Origin of the sequence: Nocardiopsis halophila DSM 44494, from assembly GCF_000341245.1 — a bacterium.
Classification (GTDB): Bacteria; Actinomycetota; Actinomycetes; order Streptosporangiales; family Streptosporangiaceae; genus Nocardiopsis_A; species Nocardiopsis_A halophila.
This window is the reverse complement of sequence record NZ_ANAD01000223.1, coordinates 20,078-43,685: the sequence shown is the minus strand read 5'-3', so window position 1 is coordinate 43,685 and position 23,608 is coordinate 20,078. Positions and strand designations below refer to the sequence as shown.

Here is a 23,608-nt window from a genome sequence, read left to right as displayed (position 1 = left end):
GCCCCGCACCGCGTCGGAGGGCCTGAGGACGCACCGGGCGGAACCGCGCGCACCCCCGCGCCCGCACGGCCGCGTTCCCCGTGGACCGCACGCAGTACCGCACGACGACCGAACGAACCACCCAGCGGACGCCCGGCCCCGCCGGGTGCCCCGCAGGCGCCGTCCGGCGCACCGTGCCCGGCCCCCGTCCCCGCTCACCGGCGCCCCGCACGACGCAACCGCACGTAGAAAGATCCCCTCGGCATGGAAGCCATCGGCATCGGCGGCGGTGTCCTCATCGCCGTCCTCCTGCTCATCGCCGTGCTCGTCCCGGTGGTCCTTCTGAAGATGTTCCAGAAGGTCCGCCAGGGCGAGGCGCTGATCATCAACAAGTTCCGCCACGACGACGTCTCGCTCACCGGCGCCGTGGTCCTCCCGGTCATCCACAAGGCCGAGGTCATGGACATCTCCCAGAAGTCCATCGCCTTGTCGCGCAGCGGGCGCAACGGCCTGGTCTGCCAGGACAACATCCGGGCCGACATCAGCATCAAGTTCTTCATCCGGGTGAACCCCGAGAAGTCCGACATCCTGCGGATCGCCAAGAGCATCGGCGTGGAGAACGCCAGCAGCCAGGACAACCTGCAGGACCTCTTCGACGCCAAGTTCGAGGAGGCCCTCAAGACGGTCGGCAAGCACTTCGACTTCGAAGAGCTCTACACCCACCGCAAGCAGTTCCGCGACCGCATCATCGAGGTCATCGGCAACGACCTGTACGGGTACGTGCTCGAGGACGCGGCCATCGCGCACCTGGAGCAGACCCCGCTGACCGCCCACGACCGGGACAACATCCTGGACGCCGAGGGCATCACCAAGATCACCGAGCGCACCGCGATCCAGCACCGGCGCACCAACGAGCTGGAGAACGAGCGCGACAAGGAGATCAAGCGCAACGACACCGAGACCGCCGAGACCCTGGCCGAGCTGGAGCGCCAGGAGGCCGAGGCCAAGGCCCGCGCCGAGCGCGAGATCTCCACCATCCAGGCCCGCGAGGAGGCCGAGACCCAGCGCGTCCAGGCCGAGGAGCGGCTCAAGTCCCGCAGCGCCGAGATCCGCACCGAGGAGCAGCTCGGTGTGCAGCGGGAGAACCAGCAGCGGGAGATCGCGGTCGCCGAGAAGAACCGCGAGCGCGTCATCGCCGTGGAGAACGAGCGCATCGAGAAGGACCGGATGCTGGAGGTCATCGGCCGCGAGCGCGAGACCGAGCTGACCACCATCGCCAAGGACAAGGAGGTCGAGGCCGAGAAGCGCGAGGTCGCCGACGTCGTCCGGGAGCGGGTCGCGGTGGAGCGGACCGTGGCCGAGCAGGAGGAGTCGGTCAAGAAGCTGCGCGCGGTCGAGGAGGCCGAGCGCGAGCGCCAGGCGATCGTCATCAAGGCCGAGGCCGAGGCCCAGGAGAACCTGGTCAAGGACATCAAGGCCGCCGAGGCCGCCGAGGAGGCCGCCAAGCACCGCGCCGCCGAGGAGCTCACCCTGGCCGAGGCCCGGCAGCAGGCCGCCGACCTGGACGCCCGCGCCCGGATCCGGCGCGCCGAGGGGCAGCAGGCCGAGGCCGCGGCCGAGGGCCTGGCCCAGGTGCAGGTGCGCGAGCAGGACGCCGCCGCCGTGGAGAAGGTCGGCCGCGCCGAGAACGCCGTCGCCCGGGAGAAGGCCGCGATCGAGGCCGAGGCCATCTCGGCCAACCTCAAGGCCGAGGCCGAGGGGCTCAACGACAAGGCCGGCGCCATGGCCGCGCTGGACCAGGTCAGCCGCGAGCACGAGGAGTACCGCCTGCGCCTGGACGCCGAGAAGGAGGTCCGCCTGGCCGGCATCGACGTGCACCGCCAGGTCGCCGAGGCCCAGGCCACGGTGCTGGCCACCGGCCTGGAGAAGGCCGACATCAACATCGTCGGCGGCGACGGCATGTTCTTCGACCGGATGGTCAACGCGGTCGGCATGGGCAAGGCCGTGGACGGGTTCGTCGGCGGCTCCGGCGTCGCCCAGTCCCTGGCCGGGGACTGGCTCAGCGGCGAGCGGGACTTCGCCTCCGACCTGACCGGGGTGCTCTCCCGGGTCGGCACCGAGGACGTGAAGAACCTGTCGGTGTCGGCGCTGCTGATGAAGCTCATCGACGGCGGGGCGCCCGACTCCGACAAGCTGCGCTCGCTGCTGGACACCGCCCGCGAGATGGGGGTGGCCGAGCAGAGCGTGGCCGCGCTGGACAACGGCGCCGCACCGGTGAAGCGGTGAGCCGGTGACACAGGACCGCGACGACGCCGGCGCGCCCGAGGAGGGCGCGCCGGCCCCCGCCGGACTGGACCAGGGCACCTACGAGGTGCTGCGGGCCCGCCTCTCCCAGCAGGCCCGGGAGCTGGCCGAGGGCGCCGAGGAGCTGAACCGGCGGCGCCTGGAGGTCTTCGGCTCCGGTGAGCTGCGGCTGCTGGGCACCGAGCGCATCCGCACCGAGAACAACTGCGTGCCGCGGGACATCGTGTCGGTCGGCGGGCTGATGCTGTTCGGCTACAACGTCTTCATCGGCCTCAAGCCCGAGACCGGCGTGGGCGACGTGTTCAGCCTGCACGCCGTGCAGCGCGACGAGGAGGGCGGCGGCCTGGCCTTCACCGAGGCCGGCCGGGACGGGGTCCCCGGGCTGCTGGACGCCCCGGCCTTCGAGCGCGACTTCGGCGAGCTGTACCGGTACTACCGGGAGACCCGCCTGATGCAGCTGCGCCACGTGGAGGGGCGGCTGCTGGCGGTCTTCCGCACCGGGCCGCGCACCGACGACGTGCGGGTGCTGCGCTGGGACGTCTCGCCCAAGGGCGAGGTGGCCTACCGGGACGCCCGCGGCGAGCGCGACCACGTCTTCCCCGCCTCGCACGACTTCGCCTGGACCGAGACCACCCGCGACGACCACGTGCAGGGCCGCCACCCGCACATCTCCGTCGCCGGCAAGGTGTTCGTCGAGACCGTCGGCGGCGACCTGACCATCAAGGTGGAGAACAACACCGAGGTGGGCGAGGGGATCTACAGCGAGCCGGTGGACGAGCCGCTGCAGAGCCTGGCCGACGCCGAGGTGCGCTACGCCGAGGTGGGGCCGCTGGTCCTGCTGCGGATCCTGCCCTACAACGAGGCCGACCACCGCTACCTGGTGTTCAACACCCGCACCAAGGAGGTGCTGCGGCTGGACGGCATCGGGCAGGCCTGCCGCCGCCTGCCCGAGGACCAGGGGATCATCTTCCCCGGCGGGTACTACCTGGCCACCGGTGCGCACAAGACCTTCGACACCGACACCGAGGAGCTGGAGTTCGAGCGGGCCGTCCGCTCCCCCAACGGCGAGGACGTGCTCTACGCCTTCCACGCCCGGCGGGAGGGCCGCACCCTGCTGCTGCCCTACAACGTCATCCGCAAGGAGGTTGCCAGCCCGATCTCCTGCCACGGGTACTCGCTCTTCGACGACGGCACCATGGTGGTGTTCCGCAACGGCTCGGACGAGCCCACGCGGGTGCACCCGCTGCAGGTGTGGCGCACGCCGTTCGTGTCCGACCTGCACGCGGCGGCCCAGCCCGCGGGCACCGGCCCGCTGGAGCGGATCGGCAACCCCGACCTGGTGCGCGGCATCTCCGACTGCCTGTCGGTGACCCGCATGGTGGAGGAGATGTCGCCCTCGGCGGCGGTCTTCGAGGCGCTGATCGCCGCCTGCCGCCGGCTGGGCGACCACTACCACTGGCTGGGCGAGGAGGAGCTGGGCGCCCCGGGCAGGGCGGTGGAGGCGGTGCGCACCACCGCCGAGCAGGTGCTGGAGGAGTTCGAGAACGTCCAGGCCCTCACCGAGCAGGCCGCCGGGGCGCTCCAGGAGGCCGAGACCGAGCTGCTCGGGCTGGTGCGCCGCTCCCGCGGGGAGACCGGGGACACCGCCGACGCCTGGGTGTCCCGCCTGGCCGAGCTGCGCCGCGCCCAGGGCCGGGTGGCCGCGCTGCGGGACATGCGCCACATCGACACCGAGCGGCTGGACGCCCTCGACGGGCGCCTGGGCGAGGAGCTCGACGAGGCGGGGCGGCGCACCGTGGAGTTCCTCCAGGGCGAGGGCGCCTTCGCCGGGTACCACACCGAGGTGGACCGGCTGGCCGCCGACGCCGAGGCGATCGGCGCCGCGTCCGAGGCCGAGGAGGTCGCCGGACGGCTGGCCGCCCAGACCGAGGGCCTGGAGGTGCTCACCCAGGTGGTGGGCGCCCTGGAGGTGGGCGACGCCCAGGTGCGCACGTCCATCCTGGAGCGGGTCGGCGAGGTGCTGGCCGGGGTGAACAGGGCGCGCGCCTCCCTGGACGCCCGGCGCAAGGAGCTGCTGGAGGCCGAGGGGCGCGCCGAGTTCTCCGCCGAGTTCGCGCTGCTCGGCCAGTCGGTCACCGGCGCCCTGGCGGCGGCGGACACGCCCGAGCGGTGCGACGAGCAGCTGGGGCGGCTCATGCTCCAGCTGGAGAACCTGGAGTCGCGGTTCTCGGAGTTCGACGAGTTCCTCGACGACCTGGCCGCCAAGCGCGAGGACGTCTACGAGGCGTTCTCGGCGCGCAAGCAGGCGCTGCTGGACGAGCGCGCGCGGCGGGCCGACCGGCTGGTGGAGTCGGCCGAGCGCATCCTGTCGGGGGTGCGGCGCCGGGTGGCGTCCATGGAGTCGGTGGAGGACGTCAACACCTACTTCGCCTCCGACGCGATGGTCGCCAAGCTCCGCTCCACCTCGGAGGAGCTGCGCGCCCTGGGCGACCAGGTGCGCGCCGACGAGCTGGAGGGGCGCGTCAAGGCGGCCCGCCAGGAGGCGGGGCGGTCGCTGCAGGACCGGCTGGAGCTGTTCGAGGGCGGCGGCGAGACGCTGCGCCTGGGGCGGCACCGGTTCGCGGTCAACACCCAGCCGATCGACCTGACGCTGGTGCCGCACGAGGGCGAGATGGCGGTGACCGTCACCGGCACCGATTTCCGGCGGCCGGTGCGCGACGCCGGCTTCCAGGACACCCGGGACTTCTGGGACCAGCTGCTGCCCAGTGAGACCGCGCAGGTCTACCGGGGCGAGCACCTGGCGGCGTCGCTGCTGGCCGAGGCCGAGGAGGGGACCGGCCCGCACACCCTCCAGGAGCTGTCCGAGGCGGCGCTGCGGGAGTCGGGCGACCCCGGCGGCCCGGCGCTGGCCGACATCGTCCGCAAGGCGGCCGAGGAGCGCTACGACGAGGGCTACGAGCGCGGCGTGCACGACCACGACGCCCAGGCGATCCTGCGGGCGCTGCTGCGGCTGCGCGCGGGGGCGGGGCTGCTGCGCTACCCGGGCCGGGCGCGCGCGGCCGCCCAGCTGTTCTGGGCGTTCGGGGCCGGCGAGGGCGAGCGGGAGGCCTGGCGCACCCGGGCGGTATCGCTGGCCCGCGCGCGCTCCACCTTCGGGTTCGGGTCCTCGTCGGCGATCACGGAGCTGCGCGCGGAGCTGTCCGGGGCGCTGGCGGCCTTCCTGGCGGAGGCGGCGCTGGCGGACCTGGCCGACACGGCGGACGCCGCGGGCGAGTACCTGTTCGAGGAGCTGGGCACCGGCCGGGCCGGGTTCGGCACCAGTGCGGGGGCCCACGCGCTGCTGGAGGCGTTCCGCGGCGCGCTCGGCGGCGCCTCGTCCGCCTCCTACGAGGAGTACGCCGCCGACCTGGCCGCGCTCCAGGGCACTGCCGAGCGGCGCCAGCTCGCCTCGGCCTGGATCGGGGCCCACCTGGCCTCGTCGGGACGGCAGGAGGAGCTGGGCGCCTTCCTGGAGGAGGCGGTCGCCGCGGAGCTGTGCGGGTCGCTGCTGCCCCGGCACGACTCTTCGGCGGAGCTGTCGGCCACCGTGGAGGGGCTGCTGGGCACCCACCCGCGGCTCCCGGGGCGGCGCCTGGAGCTGCGGCTGGACGAGTTCCTGGAGCGCACCCGGCGGTTCCGGGCCGAGCGGGTGCCGGCGTTCCGGGAGTACCAGCGGCGCCGCAACGCGCTGATCGCCTCGGAGCGGCGGCGGCTGCGGATCGAGGAGTACGTCCCCAAGGTGATGAGCTCCTTCGTGCGCAACCGGCTGCTGGACGAGTCCTACCTGCCGCTGATCGGCGACAACCTGGCCAAGCAGCTGGGGGCGGCCGGCGACGGGCGGCGCACCGACCAGAGCGGGCTGCTGCTGCTCATCTCCCCGCCGGGGTACGGCAAGACCACGCTGATGGAGTACGTGGCCAGCCGGCTGGGGCTGGTGTTCGTGAAGGTGAACGGCCCGTCCCTGGGGCACGCCGTCACCTCGCTGGACCCGGACGAGGCCCCGGACGCCACCTCCCGCCAGGAGGTGGAGAAGATCAACTTCGCGCTGGAGATGGGCTCCAACGTGCTGCTGTACCTGGACGACGTCCAGCACACCGACCCGGAGCTGCTGCAGAAGTTCATCTCGCTGTGCGACGGGCAGCGCCGCATGGAGGGCGTCTGGGAGGGCCGCACCCGCACCTACGACCTGCGGGGCAAGCGCTTCGCGGTGTGCATGGCGGGCAACCCCTACACCGAGCAGGGGCAGCGGTTCCGGATCCCGGACATGCTGGCCAACCGGGCCGACGTGTACAACCTGGGCGACGTGCTCTCCGGCAAGGAGGACGTCTTCGCGCTGAGCTACATCGAGAACGCCCTGACCTCCAACCCGGTGCTCGCGCCGCTGTCCGGCCGGGACCGCGGGGACGTGGAGCTGCTGGTGCGGATGGCCCAGGAGGACGACTCGGTGCGCCCGGACCGGCTGTCCCACCTCTACTCCCGGGTGGAGCTGGACCAGATCCTGGCGGTGCTGCGGAGGCTGCTGCGGGTGCAGGAGGTGGTGCTGGCCAACAACCAGGCCTACATCGCCTCGGCGGGCCAGGCGGAGGAGTNGGAGCCCCGGCCCGCCCCGCCGTACCGGCTGCAGGGGTCGTACCGGAACATGAACCGGCTGGCGGAGAAGATCGTCCCGGCGATGAACGAGGAGGAGCTGGAGGCGGCGATCGACGACCACTACCTGGGCGAGGCGCAGACCCTGACCTCCGGGGCCGAGGCGAACCTGCTGAAGCTGGCGGAGATCCGGGGGACGATGACCGCCGAGCAGTCCGAGCGCTGGCGCGAGGTGAAGGAGGCCTACGTCCGCTCCAAGACGCTGGCCGGGGACGGCGACGACCCGATCGGCCGGGCCGTGGGCGCCGTGGGCCTGCTCGCCGACAAGGTGGGGGCGGTGGAGACCGCCATCACCAAGGCGGCCGGCCGCTTCGGCGGCCCCGAGGGGGCGTAGGGGCCGGCGGTCGTGACCGTGGCGAGGGGCACCCCTGGGATACCGGGGTGCCCCTCGTCGTACTCCGCCTTTTCCACATGCCCCGATTCCCCGAAAGCCGTCCGCCCTCGCAGGTGCCCCCGTAGGCTCGCCCCGTGACCGATTCCGAGGGCCTCCCCTGCCCCTCCTGCGGTGAGAACACGCGCTACTGGATCGACGACCGCCTCGGCGGGCTGCCGCGGTGGATGCTGCCGCCGCGCAGAGAGGGGTGGATCGCCGACGACCTCGACGACCTGACCGACGACCCCAAGTGGACCGAACTGATCGACGGCGCGCTCGTCTTCCAGATGCACTCCGGGACGGTGTGGCATGCAGCGACGAAGGCGGATCTCAATCTGGCCCTGGGGCGGCCGCCGACGGGGACAGGACGGTTCTGGGCGGGATGACCGTGACCCTCGACCGCTACAACCGTTTCCTCACGGACGCCGTTGTCATCGAAGGGGCGGTCGACATGGACGCCACCACGCTCGACCCGAGGACGATTCCACTGTTCGTGGAGGTATCCGAGGACGAGACCCTGCACCGGGACCGCACGGTGAAGCCACAACGGTACGCAGCCTCGGGCATCCCCTTCTACTGGCGTGTGGAACCCGGGGAGGGAGAGGCCCGGGCAGTGGTCGTGCACACCTACGAGCTGGTCGGCGCGACACGCACGTACACGCCGACGGGCGTCCACCGCGAGCGGTTGAAAGTGCGCCGCCCGTTCATGGTGGACATCGACCTGACCGACCTGCGACAAGCCGCACGGGGGAGAAGGACATCGTGGTAGCCGACCGATGCGGCGGCCAACGGAAGGAACCGGGGAGCGACCGGTCGTTCGGCGGCGAGGGCGGGATCGACGGCACGGCCGGGCTGCGCCAGGAGGACACCTAACCTTGGAGGCATGTCCTGGTACACGCCGGTGGCCGCGGCCCCCGACCTCTCCGGGGAGCTGGCCACCGCCTGGACCGCGCGGGCCGGGGGCGCGGAGCACCTGCTGGTCCCGGACGGGTGTGTGGACGTCCTCTGGTTGAGCACCGGGCGCCTCGTGGTCTGCGGCCCCGAGACCTCCGGGTGGTCGTTCTCGCTGCCGGACGGGACCGAGGCGGTCGGCGTGCGCCTGCGGCCGGGACGCGCCGCCTCCGTGCTCGGCCTGGACACGCCCGGCGCGCTCAACCTCCGGGTGGACCTGGAGGACGTCCTCGGCACGCGGGAGCGGCGGATCCTCCTGGAGCGCCTGCACGGCGCGGCCGGACGGCACGAGCGCCTGGCCCTCCTTCAGCGGATGGTCCGGGAGCGCGCCGAGGACCGTCGCGCGTTCGGGGAGCCGCGGTCGCGCTCCGCCTCCACGGCCGCCGTGGTCTCCCGGGCGCTCACCGCGGCACCGGAGACCACCGTCGCCGCCCTGGCCCGGGAGACCGCCCTGAGCGAGCGGCAGCTGCACCGCCGGTGCGTGGCGGCGTTCGGGTACGGCCCCGCCGTGCTCCGCCGGATCCTGCGGCTCCAGCGCTTCCTCCGCCTGGCGCGGCACCCGGCCGCCACCACCGACCTCGGCGTGCTCGCGGCCATGGCCGGCTATACCGACCAGTCCCACCTCAACCGCGACTCCCGGGCCCTGGCCGGAGTGCCGCCGAGCGCGCTGCTCGGCATGCACCTGACCGACGGCGTGGGGGACATGCCGGGCGTCGGGTGAGGCCCGTCGAGGACGTCCGATCCGTACAAGCGGCCTGGCGGTCCTGCGCAGCAGACTGGCCCCATGAGCGAGATCTCCGAGCGCTACCGCGCGCTGGCAGCAGAGTTCACCCGCCGGGTCGAGGCCGTGCCCGACGAGCGCTGGGACGCACCCTCCCCCTGCGAGGGGTGGACGGCACGGGACGTGCTCGACCACATGCTGGACAACCACCGGAACATGCCGGCCTACGCCGGGCTGAAGCTCGACCTGCCCCGGACCGCCGCCGAGGACCCGGAGGGCGCGTGGGCCGACGCGGTCGCCGCCATGCAGGCCCTGCTGGAGGACCCGGCCCGGGCGGGCCACGAGTACGACGGCTACTTCGGCCGCACCAGCGTGGAGCGGACGGTGGACGAGTTCCTCGGCACGGACCTGCTCCTGCACGCCTGGGACATCGCCCGGGCCACCGGCCAGGACGAGGCGCTCCCCGCCGACGAGGTCCGGCGCGTCGCCGCCGACGCCCGGAACTGGGGGGAGGCGATCCGCATGGAGGGCGTCTGCGGCCCGGCGGTCCCCCTCCCGGAAGGAGCGAGCGAACAGGACCGCCTCCTCGCCTACTTCGGCCGCGACCCGCGCCNGGGCGCCCCCCCCCCCCCCCGCCGATGGGACGGGGCGTCGCCGGGCGCCGGACTCCGGTGGAGGCCGGACCCGGGACGTTGACTTCGAGTTAACTGGAACTTCTAGTCTTCTCACCGTCGAGCACGACGAGTCCGAGGAGACCCCCCGATGAGCGAACGCACGGCACCGGGCAGGGCCGGGACCAGGGAGTGGGTCGGCCTGGCCGTCCTCTCACTCCCGGTCTTCCTGCTCTCCGTCGACGTGACCGCCCTGCACCTCGCCCTCCCGCACCTGGCCGCCGACCTGGAGGCCACCGGGACCCAGCAGCTGTGGATCCTGGACGTCTACGGGTTCCTGCTGGCGGGGCTGCTGATCACGATGGGCACCGTCGGCGACCGCATCGGACGCCGGAGGCTCCTGCTGATCGGCGCGGCGGCCTTCTCCGCCGCCTCCCTGGCCGCGGCCTACGCCCCCAGCGCCGAGGCGCTCATCGCCGCCCGCGCCCTGCTGGGCATCGCCGGGGCGACCCTGATGCCCTCGACCATGTCCCTGCTCAAGAGCATGTTCCCCGACGACCGGCAGCGCGCCACCGCGCTCGCCCTGTGGATGGCCTGTTTCACCGCCGGCGCGGCCGCGGGACCGGTCATCGGCGGCCTGCTGCTGGAGGCGTTCTGGTGGGGCGCGGTCTTCCTCATGGCGCTTCCCGTCATGGGCCTGCTCCTGGTCACCGCCCCGTTCCTGCTGCCCGAGTTCCGCTCCCCCGCTCCCGGGCGCCTCGACCCGCTGAGCGCGGTCCTGTCCCTGGGGGCGCTCCTGCCCTTCATCTACGGCCTCAAGAAGGCCGCCGAGGGCGGCGGCCCCGAGCTCCTGGCGGTGTTCGCGTTCGCCGCCGCCGCCGGCTGGCTCTTCGTCCGGCGCCAGCTGCGCCTGGAGGACCCGCTGCTGGACCTGTCGCTGTTCCGGATGCGCGTCTTCTCCGCCGGACTGGGCTCCCTGCTCGCCGCGAACCTCGTGATGGGCGGCGTGATGCTGCTGTTCATCCAGTACCTGCAGATGGTCAAGGGGCTGTCGCCGGCGGCCGCCGGCGCGTGGCTGCTCCCCTTCTCCCTGGCCTCCATGGCCGCCTCGCTCGCCGCCCCCGTCCTGGCCCGGCGGTTCGGCGTCAAGCCGACCATGCTCGCCGGGCTGGCCCTGGCCGCCGCCGGCCTGGTCGCGGCCGCCCTGTACCTGGCGCCCGACACCCCCGCGGTGTGGACGGGCACCGTCGCCGCGGTCATCGCCCTGGGCATGACCCCGCTGGGCATGCTGGNGGGCGCCCGCCGTCAACGAGACCTTCGGCGAGATGGGGGTCAGCCTGGGCGTGGCCGTGATGGGCGCGCTGGCCGCCGCCTTCTACCGCCCGCTCATGGCGGACTCCCTCCCCGCCGGGACGCCCGAGGAGGCCGCCGGTCCCGCACAGGACAGCCTGGCGGGCGCCGTCTCGGCGGCCGGGCACCTGCCCGCCGAGGCCGGATCGGAGCTGGTCTCCGCCGCGCACACGGCGTTCCTCGGCGGCTTCGCCGCCACCTGCGTCACGGCGCTCGCCGTGATCGCCGCCGTCGCCGTCGTCATCGCGCGGTACCTGACGACCGGATCGCGCCCCGAGGACGCCCGCCCGACGCCCGCGGCAGCGCACGGCGGCACACGGCACGACGCCCCCTGAACACCGAACGCACGACCGAAGGAGACCCTGCAATGTCCGAGAACGACCGCCTGCATGTCGCCGTGATCATCGGAAGCACCCGCGAGGGCCGGTTCGGCCCGGTGCCGGCGCGGTGGATCGCCGAGCGGGCGCGGGAGCACGGCGGCATGGACGTGGACCTGGTCGACCTCGCCGAGGCCGCGCTGCCCGCCGTCCTAGGCGGGAGCGACGGGCCGCCCGGGACCGTCACCGCGCTCGGGCACCGCCTGGAGGCCGCCGACGCCTTCATCGTGGTCACCCCGGTCTACAACCGCGGCTACCCGGCCTCCCTGAAGAACGCCGTCGACTGGTACTTCGAGGAGTGGAGCCGCAAGCCGGTCGGCTTCGTCTCCTACGGCGGCGCGGGCGGCGGCCTGCAGGCCGTGGAGCAGCTGCGCACCGTGTTCAACGAGGTGCACGCCCACACGGTGCGCAGCGCCGTGGCGATCAGCGACTTCTGGAAGCGGTTCGACGGCGACGGCCGCCCCGCCGACCGGGGCACCGAGGGCGCCGCCAAGGAGATGCTCGACGAGCTGACCTGGTGGGCACACGCGCTCAAGGAGGCCCGTGCCAGGTACCCCCTCGCCGCGTGACCCGCGGCCGGGAACCGGCCGCCACCATGCAGCGGTGCGTCCTCCGGCCGCCTGGCACACGCCCCCGTCTCGCCTCCGAGGTCCGGCCCCTTCCGCCCGCTCTCCAGGCGCATCGGGGCATCCCGGGCGGTCGCCGGTGGCCGCCCCGACCGCCTTCAACAGCTGACACTGGGATCCCTGGTCCCGGTCGCGGGAATCCCCGTTCGGCCCACCCGTTCGGCGACCGAGTTCGATCGTCTGTCAGAATTCGCAGGGTTCACTTCACCGTCCACGAACGGTTAGTTTGCTCGGGAAGGCCTGGTACGCCCGGATTCCTGCGCCATGTGGGGATAGCAGACGAGGAGGGACGGTGGAGCAGAACGACACCGCGACCCGTCCTGCGACGCGCGGCCGGGCAGCCGCGGGTGCAGGGGCGAACGCGGTCGAGATCGTCGCACCCCGGCTGTCCTGGGGCGTCACCGCGGTCGTCTTCATCGGCCTGTGCCTGATGTCGTTCTCCATCGTCCTCGACCAAGGGCACGGCCCCGGGCCGACCGCAGCGGCCGCCGTCGGCATGGCCGCCCTCTTCGCCCTGCAGATGGCGCAGTGCCGTTTCGCCGGGAGCCCTGCCCACCTGAACCGGGCACGGGCCGCCCTGACCGCTCAGGCCGTCCTCGCCTACGCCCCGATCCCCTACTTCGGCGTGGCGTGGACCTCGATGCCGATCTTCTTCGCCGGCAGCGCTCCACTCGTGCTGCCCCCGCTCTACGGGTGGGCCTGCTTCGCCGCGGTCGTCGTCGGCGACGTGCTCATACAGGCCTCCTACACCTCCGATCCGACGGTCCTCGGCTACGCCGCGGACACTACCGCGGTCTTCAGCCTGGCCGTGTACGGACTGTCCCACCTGCGTACGGTCACGAAGCGGATGCGCACCGCCCAGGAGCGGCTGGCCGACGCCGCAGTGGCCCGGGAGCGCCTGCGCTTCGCCCGCGACCTGCACGACGTGCTCGGCTACAGTCTGTCCTCGATCATCCTCAAAGCCGAACTCGCCCATCGGATGGTCCCGACCCGGCCCGCCCAGGCGCAGCAGGAGGTCGAAGAGCTCCTGACCACCGGGCGGCAGGCGCTGGCCGACGCCCGATCGGTCGCTCACGGATACCGCGACCTGTCGCTGGACGACGAGTGCCGCTCGGCGCACTCGATCCTCACCGCCGCCGGCGTCGACCTTCGGCTCCGCGCCGACTACCAGGACCCTCCCCCGCGGGTCGGCACCGTTGTGGCCACCCTGATCCGGGAAGGCGTTACCAATCTGCTCCGCCACAGCGAGGCCGGGAGCTGCACGATCTCCCTGATGCAGACACCGGAACGGATCACCGCGGAAATCGTCAACGACGGCGCGCCCGGCTTCGGCGCCGGGGGCGCGCCCCGGCTCGGGGGAAGCCTGCGCGACCTGGCCCACCGCGCGGACAGCCTCGGCGGGTCGCTCACCGCGGATTTCCTCGGCGGAGACCGGTTCCGACTGGCGCTGGAGCTGCCGCTCCCCTCCTCAGGGTCCGGAGCGCCCCTGATCCCGGCAGAGCACTGACGGCCTCCCCCGGCTACGGCCGTCCACCGGGCGGCCCTGGCCGCCGTTCCGGGCATTCCCCGTAGATCCCGGATCCTTCCTTGCGCCCCGCTTCTCCACTGGATCCGTCACGGGATAGTTTGGCCTGGGAGCCGGATTCGGGGCGCTTCCGCTCGGCGCCCTTTCAATGGAGCATGGCCCCGGTCGGCCGCCCGCGTCGACCAGACGCCGCCTGCGAGAGGGAACGACGCCGTGACGACGGGACCGGACGTGTCCACCACCGCACCTCCCCCCACGACCGACGCCATGGCTCCGACCTTCGCCTGGGCCGTATCGCTCACGGCCGTGGTCGCCTTCTTCCTGAGCCACCTGCAGATCACCTACGTCCACCCGTTCCCCGCACCGTCCCACCGCGCCGCCGCGTTCGCGGTGCTCCCCCTGATGCTCCTGCTGCAGATGCTGTTGTGCGTCTGGTACGGCCGGGCGGACCGGCGCACCGCCTGCCGTGCCGCCCTGGCCGGGCAGGCCGTCCTGGTCTTCGCGCCGCCGCTGCTCTTCCACGACGCGTGGACGGGCATATCGGGGTACCTGGCCGGTGGCGCATTGCTGACCCTGGGACCCCGCACCGGCTGGGGCGGCTTTGCCGCGACGGTGGCGGGTGTGACCGCGGTGCACGCCTGGTACAACCCGCTTCCGCTCAGCGCGCCTGCCGGACCGCTGTTCATGTGCGTGCAGGCGGTGGTCACCGGCCTGATCATCTATGGTCTGACCCGGTTCCGGAAGATGGTGGTCGACCTGCACGAGGCGCAGACGGCGCTCGCCGAGGCGGCCGTGGTGCGCGAGCGGCTGCGGTTCGCCCGCGACCTGCACGACCTGCTCGGGTACAGCCTCTCGGCGCTCACCCTCAAGGCCGAGTTGGCGCACCGGCTGATCCCCACCCGCCCCTCGCAGGCCCGGAACGAGCTGTCCGAGCTCCTCGACACCGGCCGCCGCTCCCTGGCCGACGTGCGCGCCGTCGCCCACGGCTACCGCGACCTGTCTCTGGAGGAGGAGTGCGTCTCGGTCCGCTCGATCCTGACCACAGCCGGGGTGAACGTGCGCATGGAGGCCGACCACGGCGAGCTTCCCACCCAGCTGGGGACCGTGGTCGCGACCGTGCTGCGGGAAAGCGCCACCAACCTGCTGCGCCACAGCAAGGCCGAGAACTGCAGGGTCTCCATCCGGGACGAGGGGGACCGGGTCACGGCCGCGTTCGCCAACGACGGGGTGCGTTCCGGGGGTGACTCCCTGGACGACGGGGGCGCTCCTGGAGCGGGGGGCGCACGCGCCTCCGGCGGCCTGGACAATCTGGCCGACCGCGCTGCGGCTCTCGGCGGCACTCTGACCAGCGGCGTCGACCCCGACGGCTGGTTCCGGGTCACCGTGGACCTCCCCAAGCGTCCCCCCCACGACGCCGCCGGCCCGACCGCCTGAGACCGACGGGCCGCGCTCGGTCTGAGCGGGTGGGCCGGTCCGGTCCCATCCCCCTCGAAAGCCGTGCGCGAGGGGCGGCGCGCCGGGGCCGGTGACACACCGTCGCGCACAGCCGCCCACCGCGGCGGGCACCGCGCGAGGCGTTCCTCAGCGCCCCGCCATGACCTCGTCACAGGGTTCCAAGTGACGGAGAACCGGAATCGGGCAATGAATTCGAACACTTCATTCAGTGATTCTCTAATATTGCCTCGAACCGGGCTAGAAAATAGCATCTAGACACTGTATCGGCGAAAGTCTCAGTCATTCCCGCATCCGAGGAGTAAACCCCGGAAACGCACCCACGCCCCCGCCGCGCCGACGGGGCAACGCGTTCCCGGGAGACCGACGACGGAACCTCAGAAGGACGGAACATGACAAGTCCCTTCGTTTCCCCGGGCGAGGCGGCGGGCATCGGAGCGGAGCCGCCCGCCACACTCACGCTCCGCACCGCGCCGCTCGTCGCACGGACGGTCGGCCGATCCGCCCGCGGGGTCCGCGTCACCGCCCCCGCGAAACCCCCCCCGACCGCCACCGGAAATCAGCGGCACGCGTTCTTTCGTTTGCTGCGATAACTCCTGGTTTCCTTCCCGCGCCAGCTCCCCGTGATCCCGGGCGCTGCCGTCTCGCCCGATCGACCTCTCCGGAGGGGCAGAATGAGCGATACCGCACAAAAATACGCATCGGAAATGCGCGGAGCGCCGCTCCCCACGGTTTCGGAGCCCGCCGTCAAGCAGCGGAGCACCCCGCTCCTCCCCGGACCGGTTCCCGCCCCGCCGGGCGGGGCGGGAACCGAGAAGCTCCTCAAGGAACTGTCCGATGAGCTCTTCGCCTCCCTGCGCCGCGCCGACCAGCGCAGCAGGGGCACCGAATACCTGCGCGGGCTGCTGACCACGCCGGGCCGCAAGACCATCCGCAACATGGCCGCCCTGATCGGAGGCACCGGGACCGGCCAGAGCCTGCACCACTTTATCTGCAGCTCCACCTGGGACTGGGTGCCGGTGCGGCGGGCGCTGGCCGAGTACCTGGTCCGCACGGCGCCCCCGCGCGCCTGGGTGGTCCGGCCCCTGCTCATCCCCAAGACCGGCCGCCACTCAGTGGGCGTGGGGCGCTACGGGGGCCAGGAGTCGCCGATGAGCGCCCAGATGGCGATGGGGGTGTGGGCCGCCTCCGAGGCCTTCACCGGCCCGGTCCACTGGCACCTCCGGCTGCCCGCCTCCGACGGCGCTCCCGACGCCGGGGGCGGCGTCGACGCCGGGCTGGAGGTGCTCACCGAATGGGGCCTCCCTCCCCGGCCGGTCGTACTCGACCTGGAGGGGGAGGCCGCCGCACCGGCGATGCGCCGCCTGCGCGCGGCGGGACTGCACCCGGTCGCCCGGATCACCGGTGACGTTCCGCTGGCGGTGGTGGACCCGGCGCTGGTCGGCCACGGGGGGCGGGTGATGCNCCTGCGCGCCGCGCAGGACCTGCGCCGCCCGGTGCGCGGAACCGGGGGCGGCCCGCACACCCGGCCGCGCGGGCCGCGCCGCCCCCACGCGGGACGGCCGGACGTGGCGGCGGCGGTGCGCGTCCGACTGGCGGACCGGCCCAACGCGGACACGGGGCTCGTACTGGTGGGGCTCGGCCCGGCGGACCGCTTCTGGCCCCGGGAGATGTGGCTCTCGGCACTGCCCTACCCGCAGAGCACGGTCGCCGTCCCGGCCTACAGGGGACTGCTCCGCCTGACCGAGCATGCCCAGGACACCGTCGGCGAACGCGTGGGGCTCCGCGACTATGCTGGACGCTCTTACGTCGGCTGGCACCGCCACGCCACTCTGGCCTCCGCCGCACACGCGGTGGCCTCGCTCTCCTCCTGACCTCGATCTCCCTGGACGGACCGGGGACGACAGGAATCGGAATCGGCCGGGACGCGCCCACCGGGTGCTCCCGGCCGCACTCGTTCTCCCGCCCGCCGCCCCGGAACGGGGCCCGCATCCCCTGCGCAGGCGCCGCATAGGCTTCGCCGAGGGAGGGGCCCTGCTCCGCCCTCGGCCTGCCGGGCGCCCGCCCCCTAAAGCGGCCTTGGGGCATCGGAATCCGAGACGGCGGAACCACAGCTCTCAGCGGTCGCGCAATGGAGAGCGGCCTCCCCGCCCGCCTTCACCAGGGCGGGGCCGGGCACATTGCAGGTTGCCACGCCGAGGGGCGGTGAAGCGCTGAGGCCCCGTGCCCTGGTCCCCGCATGGCGACCGCTCCCGCTGAACCGGGGCCACGGTCCGGTCACCGGCCCCGACGCGCACAGGAGGAGCCGTGAAATCCTCATGCCTCTCCAGTGCACTGGTCACGAGGGCGGCATGAGGCCGTGTGCTCCGTGTACCTGACGAATTCCCCTTCGGCCTTTGGCCGCCCGCTCGGCGGTCCGCACATGATGATCTCCGCACACCGCAGTGCGGCCGGTGGCCCCCGGGGTCACCGCCCTCCTCGCTCCCAAGGCCGCAAAGGAGTCCGTCATGGACGACACCGCCCTGCTCGAAATCGGCTCCCGAACCGCCCTCCAGCAGCCCGACTGGTCCCAGGACGCCTTCCTGCCCACCGTCCGGCGCACCTTGGGCGCCCGGCCGCCGCTGGTGCGCGCGAGCGACACCGACCGGCTGCGCCGGATGCTGGCCGACGTGGCCGAAGGCCGCTCCCTCGCCGTGATCGCCGGAGACTGCGCCGAGGACCCGGCCGAGTGCACCGCACCCGACGTCGCCGGTAAGGCCGGGCTGGTGGAGCTGGCGGCCGGCGCCCTGCAGATCGCCGGACGACGCCCGGTGGTGCGTGCGGCGCGCATCGCCGGACAGGCCGCCAAGCCCCGGTCCCGGCCGACCGAGGTCCTCGACGGCGTCGAGCTTCCCGCCTACCGCGGGCACATGGTCAACGGCCCCGAGCCCGACCCCGCCGTGCGGGTGCCCTCCCCCGCGCGCCTGCTGTCCGCCTACTCTTCGGCCCGCTCGGTGATGGGCCACTTGGGCTGGCTGGGCTCGGGCGCCCAGAAGGACCCTGCCGTGTGGACCGCCCACGAGGCCTTGCTGCTGGACTACGAGCTGCCGCTGATCCGCCCTGTCGGCGACGGTCGACAGCTGCTCACCTCGACGCACTGGCCCTGGATCGGCGACCGCACCCGCGGCCTGGACGGAGCGCACATCGCCGTCCTGTCCGGTGTGGCCAACCCTGTCGCCTGCAAGATCGGCCCCTCCATCGACACCGCTGAGCTGGTGGAGCTGTGCTCCCGCCTGGACCCCGGCCGCGAGCCCGGGCGGCTCACCCTGGTCGCCCGGATGGGCGCGGGGANGGCGCCCGCCGTGCACGAGGCGGGCCACCCGGTGGTGTGGCTGTGCGACCCGATGCACGGCAACACCGTGACCACCCCGTCCGGTCTGAAGACGCGGCACACCGAGGCGATGGTCCGCGAGATCGCCGAGTTCCAGGAGGCGGTGCGCGGCGCCGGCGGCGTCGCCGGCGGGCTGCACCTGGAGGCGACCCCGGAGCAGGTCACCGAATGCGTCCGCGACCGCGGGCACGAGCATGAGGTGGCCGGCAAGTACACCAGCTTCTGCGACCCGCGGCTCAACCCGGCGCAGGCGGTGGAGGTGGCCTCGGCATGGTCGGCCTGACCCCGGCCCGGCGGCAGACCGCCGGACCGGCCGGGGGTCTGTCCCGCATTCCGCCCGGGGCGGCGGGGCCGACCACCGTGGGGCCCTGCACGGAAGCCGGGAACAGCACCGGCTCCGCGTCCCGCTCGGGCGCACGGCCGGGCCCGAGGACCCCGCCCGGCACATCCCCCGCACACCCTGACCGTCGACGGAGGCGCGACGCTGGGCGCCTGACGCCCGCGGCCTCCCCGGCCCACCGGAGGACGACCATGCCAGCGATCCCGCCCATCCCCGCCTACCCCATGCCCGCCGAGGGCGACCTGCCGGCGAACACCGCCGCATGGACGCCCGACCCCGACCGCGCGGTCCTGCTCCTGCACGACATGCAGCGCTTCTTCCTGCGCCCCTTCGCCGGGACCGGGGCGCTCCACGACGACCTGGTCGGCAACTGCGCCCGGCTGCGCCGCGCCTGCGCCGCGCTCGGCGTGCCCGTCGCCTACACCGCCCAGCCCGGCGGCATGTCCACCGACCAGCGCGGCCTGCTCAAGGACTTCTGGGGGCCGGGGATGACCGTGTCCCCCGAGGACCGCGAGGTGGTGCCCGAGCTGGCGCCGGCGGCCGCCGACTGGACGCTGACCAAGTGGCGCTACAGCGCCTTCCACCGCACCGACCTGCTGGAGCGGCTGCGCGCCGGCGGGCGCGACCAGCTCATCGTCGCCGGGGTCTACGCCCACGTCGGCGTGCTGATGACCGCGGTGGACGCGTTCACCAACGACATCCGGGCCTTCGTGGCCGCCGACGCGGTCGCCGACTTCTCCCCCGGCTTCCACCGCCTGGCCCTGGACTACACCGCCCAGCGCTGCGGGATGGTCGCGCTGACCGGGACCCTGGTCGACGCCCTGGAGGGCGCCGCCGACGCGTCGGCGGCCCGCGAGGAGGTGACGGTATGAGCGCCGGAAGCGCCCTGCTGGAGGAGGTGCTGGCCGGCCGCAGGGACACCTTCGCCCTGCTGCACCGGCCCGAGTCGGCGGCCGGCCCGGACGCGGTGGAGGTGCTGGCCGGTCCGGCGTCCACCGCCCAGAGCCTGGCCGACCTGCCCGTCGCCCCCGAGCCCGTCGCGGACCCCGGGGGCGGCGCGGCCCCCGAGCGGCACGAGCTGCTCGCCCTGGTCCCCTACCGGCAGATCCACGAGCGCGGGTACGCCTGCGCCGACGACGGCGCCCCGCTCATCGCACTGCGCGTGCAGGAGCAGGGGCGGGTGCCGCTGGCCGGGTTCTGCGACCGCGTCCCCGACACCGGGATCGCGCTGTCCGACGGCGGGTTCGACGTGGACGACGCCTCCTACGCGGCCACCGCCCGCCGGATCATCGACGGGGAGATCGGCAGCGGGGAGGGCGCGAACTTCGTGCTGAAGCGCTCCTTCACCGCGACCATCGACGGGTTCTCCGCGGCGAGCGCCCTGACCCTGTTCCGCCGCCTGCTGCGCCAGGAGTCCGGCGCCTACTGGACCTTCGTGGTGCACACCCCGCACGGCACGTTCGTCGGAGCCTCCCCCGAGCGGCACGTCAGCCTGGACCGGGGCACCGCGGTGATGAACCCGATCAGCGGCACCTACCGCTACCCGTCCTCCGGGCCGGCGCTGGAGGGGGTCAAGGCGTTCCTCGCCGACCGCAAGGAGGCCGACGAGCTCTACATGGTGGTGGACGAGGAGCTCAAGATGATGGCCCGGATCTGCGACTCGGTCCCCCGGGTGGTCGGTCCGCGGCTCAAGGAGATGGCCCGGGTCGCACACACCGAGTACCACATCGAGGGGGCGAGCTCCCGGGACCCGCGGGAGATCCTGCGCGAGACCATGTTCGCCCCGACCGTCACCGGCAGTCCCCTGGAGAGCGCCTGCCGGGTGGTGGCCCGCCACGAGCCCGAGGGGCGCGGCCACTACAGCGGCGCGGTCGCGCTGATCGGCCGGGACGCCGGCGGCGGGCGCGCCCTGGACTCGGCCATCCTCATCCGCACCGCGGAGATCTCGCCGCAGGGCGGGTTGCGTCTGGGGGTGGGCGCGACCCTGGTGCGCCACTCCGACCCCGAGGCCGAGGTGCAGGAGACCCGCGCCAAGGCCGCCGGGATGCTCGCCGCCCTGGAGGCGGACCGGTCGCGCGGGCTGGCCGAGCACACCGAGGTCCGCTCGGCGCTGGCCAGCCGCAACGACCAGGTGTCCGGGTTCTGGCTGGGGCGGGCCGAGCGGGCGGCCGTCCCGGAGCTGGTCGGCCTGGACGTGCTGGTGGTGGACGCCGAGGACACCTTCACCTCGATGCTGGCCCACCAGCTGCGCGCCCTGGGCCCGCGTGTGGAGGTGCGCCGCTACGACGAGCCGTTCCGGCTGGAGGGGCGCGGCCTGGTGGTGATGGGCCCCGGGCCGGGCGACCCGCGGGACACCGCGCACCCCAAGATCGCAGCCGTGCGCCGGGCCGTCCGGGAGCTGCTGGAGTCCCGGGCGCCGTTCCTGGCGGTGTGCCTGAGCCACCAGGCGCTCTGCCTGGAGCTGGGGCTGGAGGTGGTGCGCCGGGACACCCCCAACCAGGGCGCCCAGCACACCGTCGACCTGTTCGGCCGCCCGGAGCGCGTGGGCTTCTACAACACCTTCGCCGCGCGCTGCGCCGAACCGGAGTTCGTCCCCGCCGGGGCCTGCCCCGGTCCGGTCGAGGCGGCCCGCGACACGGGGACCGGCGAGGTGCACGCCCTGCGCGGGCCCGGCTTCGCCTCGATGCAGTTCCACCCCGAGTCGCTGCTGACCCGAGACGGCGTGGGCATCCTGGCCCGGACCCTGGCCGGCGTGGTGCAGCCGGACGCCGTGCCCGCCTGAGGCCTGGGGGCGGCGGGCTCCCAGCTGGGGATCCGCCGCCCCCGCCCCGGTCAGTACCGCGCCCCTCACGGCCGCACGGCACCGGTTTCGGTATCGGGACAGGCGAACAGAGCGTGCGCTTGGACGTCGATGCGGTGCCCATGCCGCATCGGTACGTTGGGCGCCGGCCGATGCCCTGCGCGGGTTCATCCGCTCCCTCTCTCTCCCGGCTGGCGGCGCGGGCGGGCGCCGCTCCCGCACAGCGGTTTCCACCAGGCGGGGTTGTCGGCGTACCAGGCCACGGTGCGAGCCAGCCCGCGATCGAAAGGAATGAGCGGGGCGTATCCCAGTTCCTCACGGATCCGGGTGTCGTCCACCGAGTAGCGGCGGGCGTTGCCGACTCGGTCGTTGACCCACTCGATCGCCGATTCGTCGCCGCCGCACAGCTCCAGTAGCAGCTCGGTCACCTCCAGATTGGTGCGGTGCTCGCCTCCGCCGACGTTGTAGACGCGGCCCGCGCGTCCGCGGGTGAGCACCAGGTGGACGGCGCGGCAGTGGTCGTCGACGTGCAGCCACTCGCGCACGTTGCCGCCGTCCCCGTAGAGGGGCACCTTCCGCCCCTCCAGCAGGCGGGTGATGAAACGCGGGATGAGTTTGGCCGGGTGCTGGTAGGGCCCATAGCTGTCGGCGCACCGAATGACGGACACGTCCAGCCCGTGGGCACGGTGGTAGGCCAGGGCCATGAGGTCGGAACCGGCCTTGGAGGCGGAGTAGGGCGACCTGGGAACGACCGGCTCGCCCTCACTCCAGGATCCTGCGTCGATGGAGCCGTAGACCCTGTCGGTGGAGGCGACGACGACACGGCGGGTGCCCGCGTTCAGCGCGGCCTCCATGAGCATCTGGGTCCCCACCACGTTGGTGCGGGCGAGCGCGCCCGCACCGTCAGCGGAGCGGTCCACACGGCTCTCGGCAGCGAAGTGGACCACGGCCTCGTGCCCGGGAACGAGCCCGTCCAGCAGGACAGCGTCGCAGACATCGCCGCGCACGAGGGCCAGCCGGGGGTGGCCCACCGGCAGGTTCGCCGTGCCGCCCGGCCGGGCCAGCAGGTCCAGCACGGTGACCTCGGCGCCCTCATAGCCCGGGTAGCCGCCGTCGAGCAGTCTCCGGACATAATGCGAACCAACGAATCCCGCGCCTCCGGTCACAAGGATTCTCATTCCTGCACCTCCTTTTCCCGCACCGGCCGGAGCCGGACAGGGAAGCGGCGCGACCCTGATTACCCGGGCCGCGAATTCGCCACCACCCTTCGCCCCCGAAGCCCCCGGAGAAAGCCGCACCCGCCCGCTTTGTCATCTCCTTCCGATCATCCTCCCCCGCGTTCCTGGCCGCCACCGCACGGCGAAGAGATGAACGCCGGCCGCGAAGATTCCTCGGGAACCGGCGAACGCGCCGGCACACGGGACTGCCATGAAAAATTCACCAGTCCATCGATGCCGGCCTCACTACCGGGGCAACCACCCTGGAAAGCGACGCCCCCCATGATCTGAGGACTCCGCCCGCCCCGGCACCTTCCGGCCTAAATCGTCCGCACCCCAGGAACGCCGAGGGAAGTGCTTGCACCACGGAATCATATGTGAATTTCTCACACGGGACCCTTGCCCCGGACAGCCGCCCCCGTGAACGCCGCCGCCTCTGCCGAACCCGCCTCCCAGGAACCGCGCCGGCGCGTGGTGGCCGAGCGGAAGGGAGAACGCTCCGTCCCCGCACCTCGGCGGCGGGCGGTGCGCCTGACGGAGGGCACGGCCCGTTCCAAGCGGGCCCCGGGTCCACGGTTCACAGGCCCGGCATGATGAACCCATGCGCCCACCCATGAGACGTGCACTATGTCCGACAAGTCCCATCTAGCGAGAATGTCTCCCGTTCCGATCGAACAGAAACCGGATCGCAAAGGAGACTGCAATGTCGGCGACAGCCCTTTCCACTCAGTCCTCCATCGAGGCGGAGCTGCAGATCGACGTCTTCGACAGCTGGTCTCTGCCCTCGGAGGTCATCGCCGGCGCCACCGGCTGCCGCTGCGGTCTGGCGCCGCGGCGCACCCCCGCCCCGGAGCGCACGCCCGTCCCCGCCCCCGCGCCCGTCCCCGCGTGAACGCGAACCCCCGCCGACGCCGCTGAACCTCCCG

At 73.2% G+C, this 23,608-nt stretch carries 16 protein-coding genes; 15 read left to right on the top strand and 1 reads right to left on the bottom strand.

The window, feature by feature from the left end:
• The first annotated feature begins 243 nt into the window (after nt 1–243).
• The 14 genes from D450_RS0124595 (at nt 244) to D450_RS0124530 (ending at nt 21,447) form a co-directional block, all read left to right on the top strand.
• Complete coding sequence (locus tag D450_RS0124595) at nt 244–2,265, top strand: flotillin family protein (protein ID WP_017541284.1); 2,022 nt, start codon at nt 244–246, stop codon at nt 2,263–2,265.
• A 4-nt stretch (nt 2,266–2,269) separates the two neighbouring features.
• On the top strand, nt 2,270–7,303 hold the full coding sequence (locus D450_RS0124590; protein ID WP_017541283.1) for a DNA repair ATPase: 5,034 nt from the start codon (nt 2,270–2,272) through the stop codon (nt 7,301–7,303).
• A 134-nt stretch (nt 7,304–7,437) separates the two neighbouring features.
• Nucleotides 7,438–7,728 carry a hypothetical protein gene (locus tag D450_RS34985; protein WP_017541282.1) on the top strand — a complete coding sequence of 97 codons (291 nt, stop codon included), beginning with the start codon at nt 7,438–7,440 and terminating at the stop codon, nt 7,726–7,728.
• Nucleotides 7,725–8,111 (top strand): Uma2 family endonuclease, encoded by a 387-nt coding sequence (locus tag D450_RS34980; protein ID WP_017541281.1) that lies wholly within the window; start codon nt 7,725–7,727, stop codon nt 8,109–8,111. Before D450_RS34985 ends, D450_RS34980 begins: the two co-directional genes overlap by 4 nt.
• Nucleotides 8,105–8,215 (top strand): hypothetical protein, encoded by a 111-nt coding sequence (locus tag D450_RS0124580; protein ID WP_017541280.1) that lies wholly within the window; start codon nt 8,105–8,107, stop codon nt 8,213–8,215. Before D450_RS34980 ends, D450_RS0124580 begins: the two co-directional genes overlap by 7 nt.
• Before the next feature lie 10 nt (nt 8,216–8,225).
• Complete coding sequence (locus D450_RS0124575; RefSeq protein WP_017541279.1) at nt 8,226–9,014, top strand: helix-turn-helix domain-containing protein; 789 nt, start codon at nt 8,226–8,228, stop codon at nt 9,012–9,014.
• A gap of 63 nt (nt 9,015–9,077) precedes the next feature.
• The gene (locus D450_RS0124570; protein WP_017541278.1) at nt 9,078–9,710 is read left to right on the top strand and encodes a TIGR03086 family metal-binding protein; all 633 of its coding nucleotides are present in this window, start codon (nt 9,078–9,080) and stop codon (nt 9,708–9,710) included.
• Between the two features lie 66 nt (nt 9,711–9,776).
• A complete protein-coding gene (locus D450_RS31205; RefSeq protein WP_241483278.1) occupies nt 9,777–11,921 on the top strand; it encodes an MFS transporter in 2,145 nt (714 codons plus the stop codon).
• 349 nt (nt 11,922–12,270) lie between these two features.
• Nucleotides 12,271–13,485: a sensor histidine kinase gene (locus D450_RS0124555; protein ID WP_017541277.1), complete on the top strand. Its 1,215-nt coding sequence runs from the start codon at nt 12,271–12,273 to the stop codon at nt 13,483–13,485.
• A 231-nt stretch (nt 13,486–13,716) separates the two neighbouring features.
• The gene (locus D450_RS0124550; RefSeq protein ID WP_017541276.1) at nt 13,717–14,937 is read left to right on the top strand and encodes a sensor histidine kinase; all 1,221 of its coding nucleotides are present in this window, start codon (nt 13,717–13,719) and stop codon (nt 14,935–14,937) included.
• A gap of 725 nt (nt 14,938–15,662) precedes the next feature.
• Entirely contained in the window at nt 15,663–16,829 is a 1,167-nt protein-coding gene (locus D450_RS0124545) for an IS701 family transposase (protein WP_017541275.1), read from the top strand.
• Nucleotides 16,830–17,462: 633 nt separating this feature from the next.
• Entirely contained in the window at nt 17,463–18,608 is a 1,146-nt protein-coding gene (locus D450_RS0124540; protein WP_017541274.1) for a 3-deoxy-7-phosphoheptulonate synthase, read from the top strand.
• Between the two features lie 248 nt (nt 18,609–18,856).
• Nucleotides 18,857–19,537 (top strand): isochorismatase family protein, encoded by a 681-nt coding sequence (locus tag D450_RS0124535; RefSeq protein ID WP_017541273.1) that lies wholly within the window; start codon nt 18,857–18,859, stop codon nt 19,535–19,537.
• Nucleotides 19,534–21,447, top strand: coding sequence for a phenazine-specific anthranilate synthase component I (locus tag D450_RS0124530; RefSeq protein WP_017541272.1), 1,914 nt, complete (start codon nt 19,534–19,536; stop codon nt 21,445–21,447). The genes D450_RS0124535 and D450_RS0124530 overlap by 4 nt, the downstream gene beginning before the upstream one ends.
• A gap of 185 nt (nt 21,448–21,632) precedes the next feature.
• On the opposite strand, the gene D450_RS31200 is transcribed toward D450_RS0124530, so the two are convergent.
• A complete protein-coding gene (locus D450_RS31200) occupies nt 21,633–22,643 on the bottom strand; it encodes a dTDP-glucose 4,6-dehydratase (RefSeq protein ID WP_039820917.1) in 1,011 nt (336 codons plus the stop codon).
• Between the two features lie 742 nt (nt 22,644–23,385).
• Here D450_RS31200 and D450_RS0124520 point away from each other — a divergent pair.
• On the top strand, nt 23,386–23,574 hold the full coding sequence (locus D450_RS0124520; protein ID WP_017541270.1) for a hypothetical protein: 189 nt from the start codon (nt 23,386–23,388) through the stop codon (nt 23,572–23,574).
• Nucleotides 23,575–23,608: the final 34 nt, after the last annotated feature.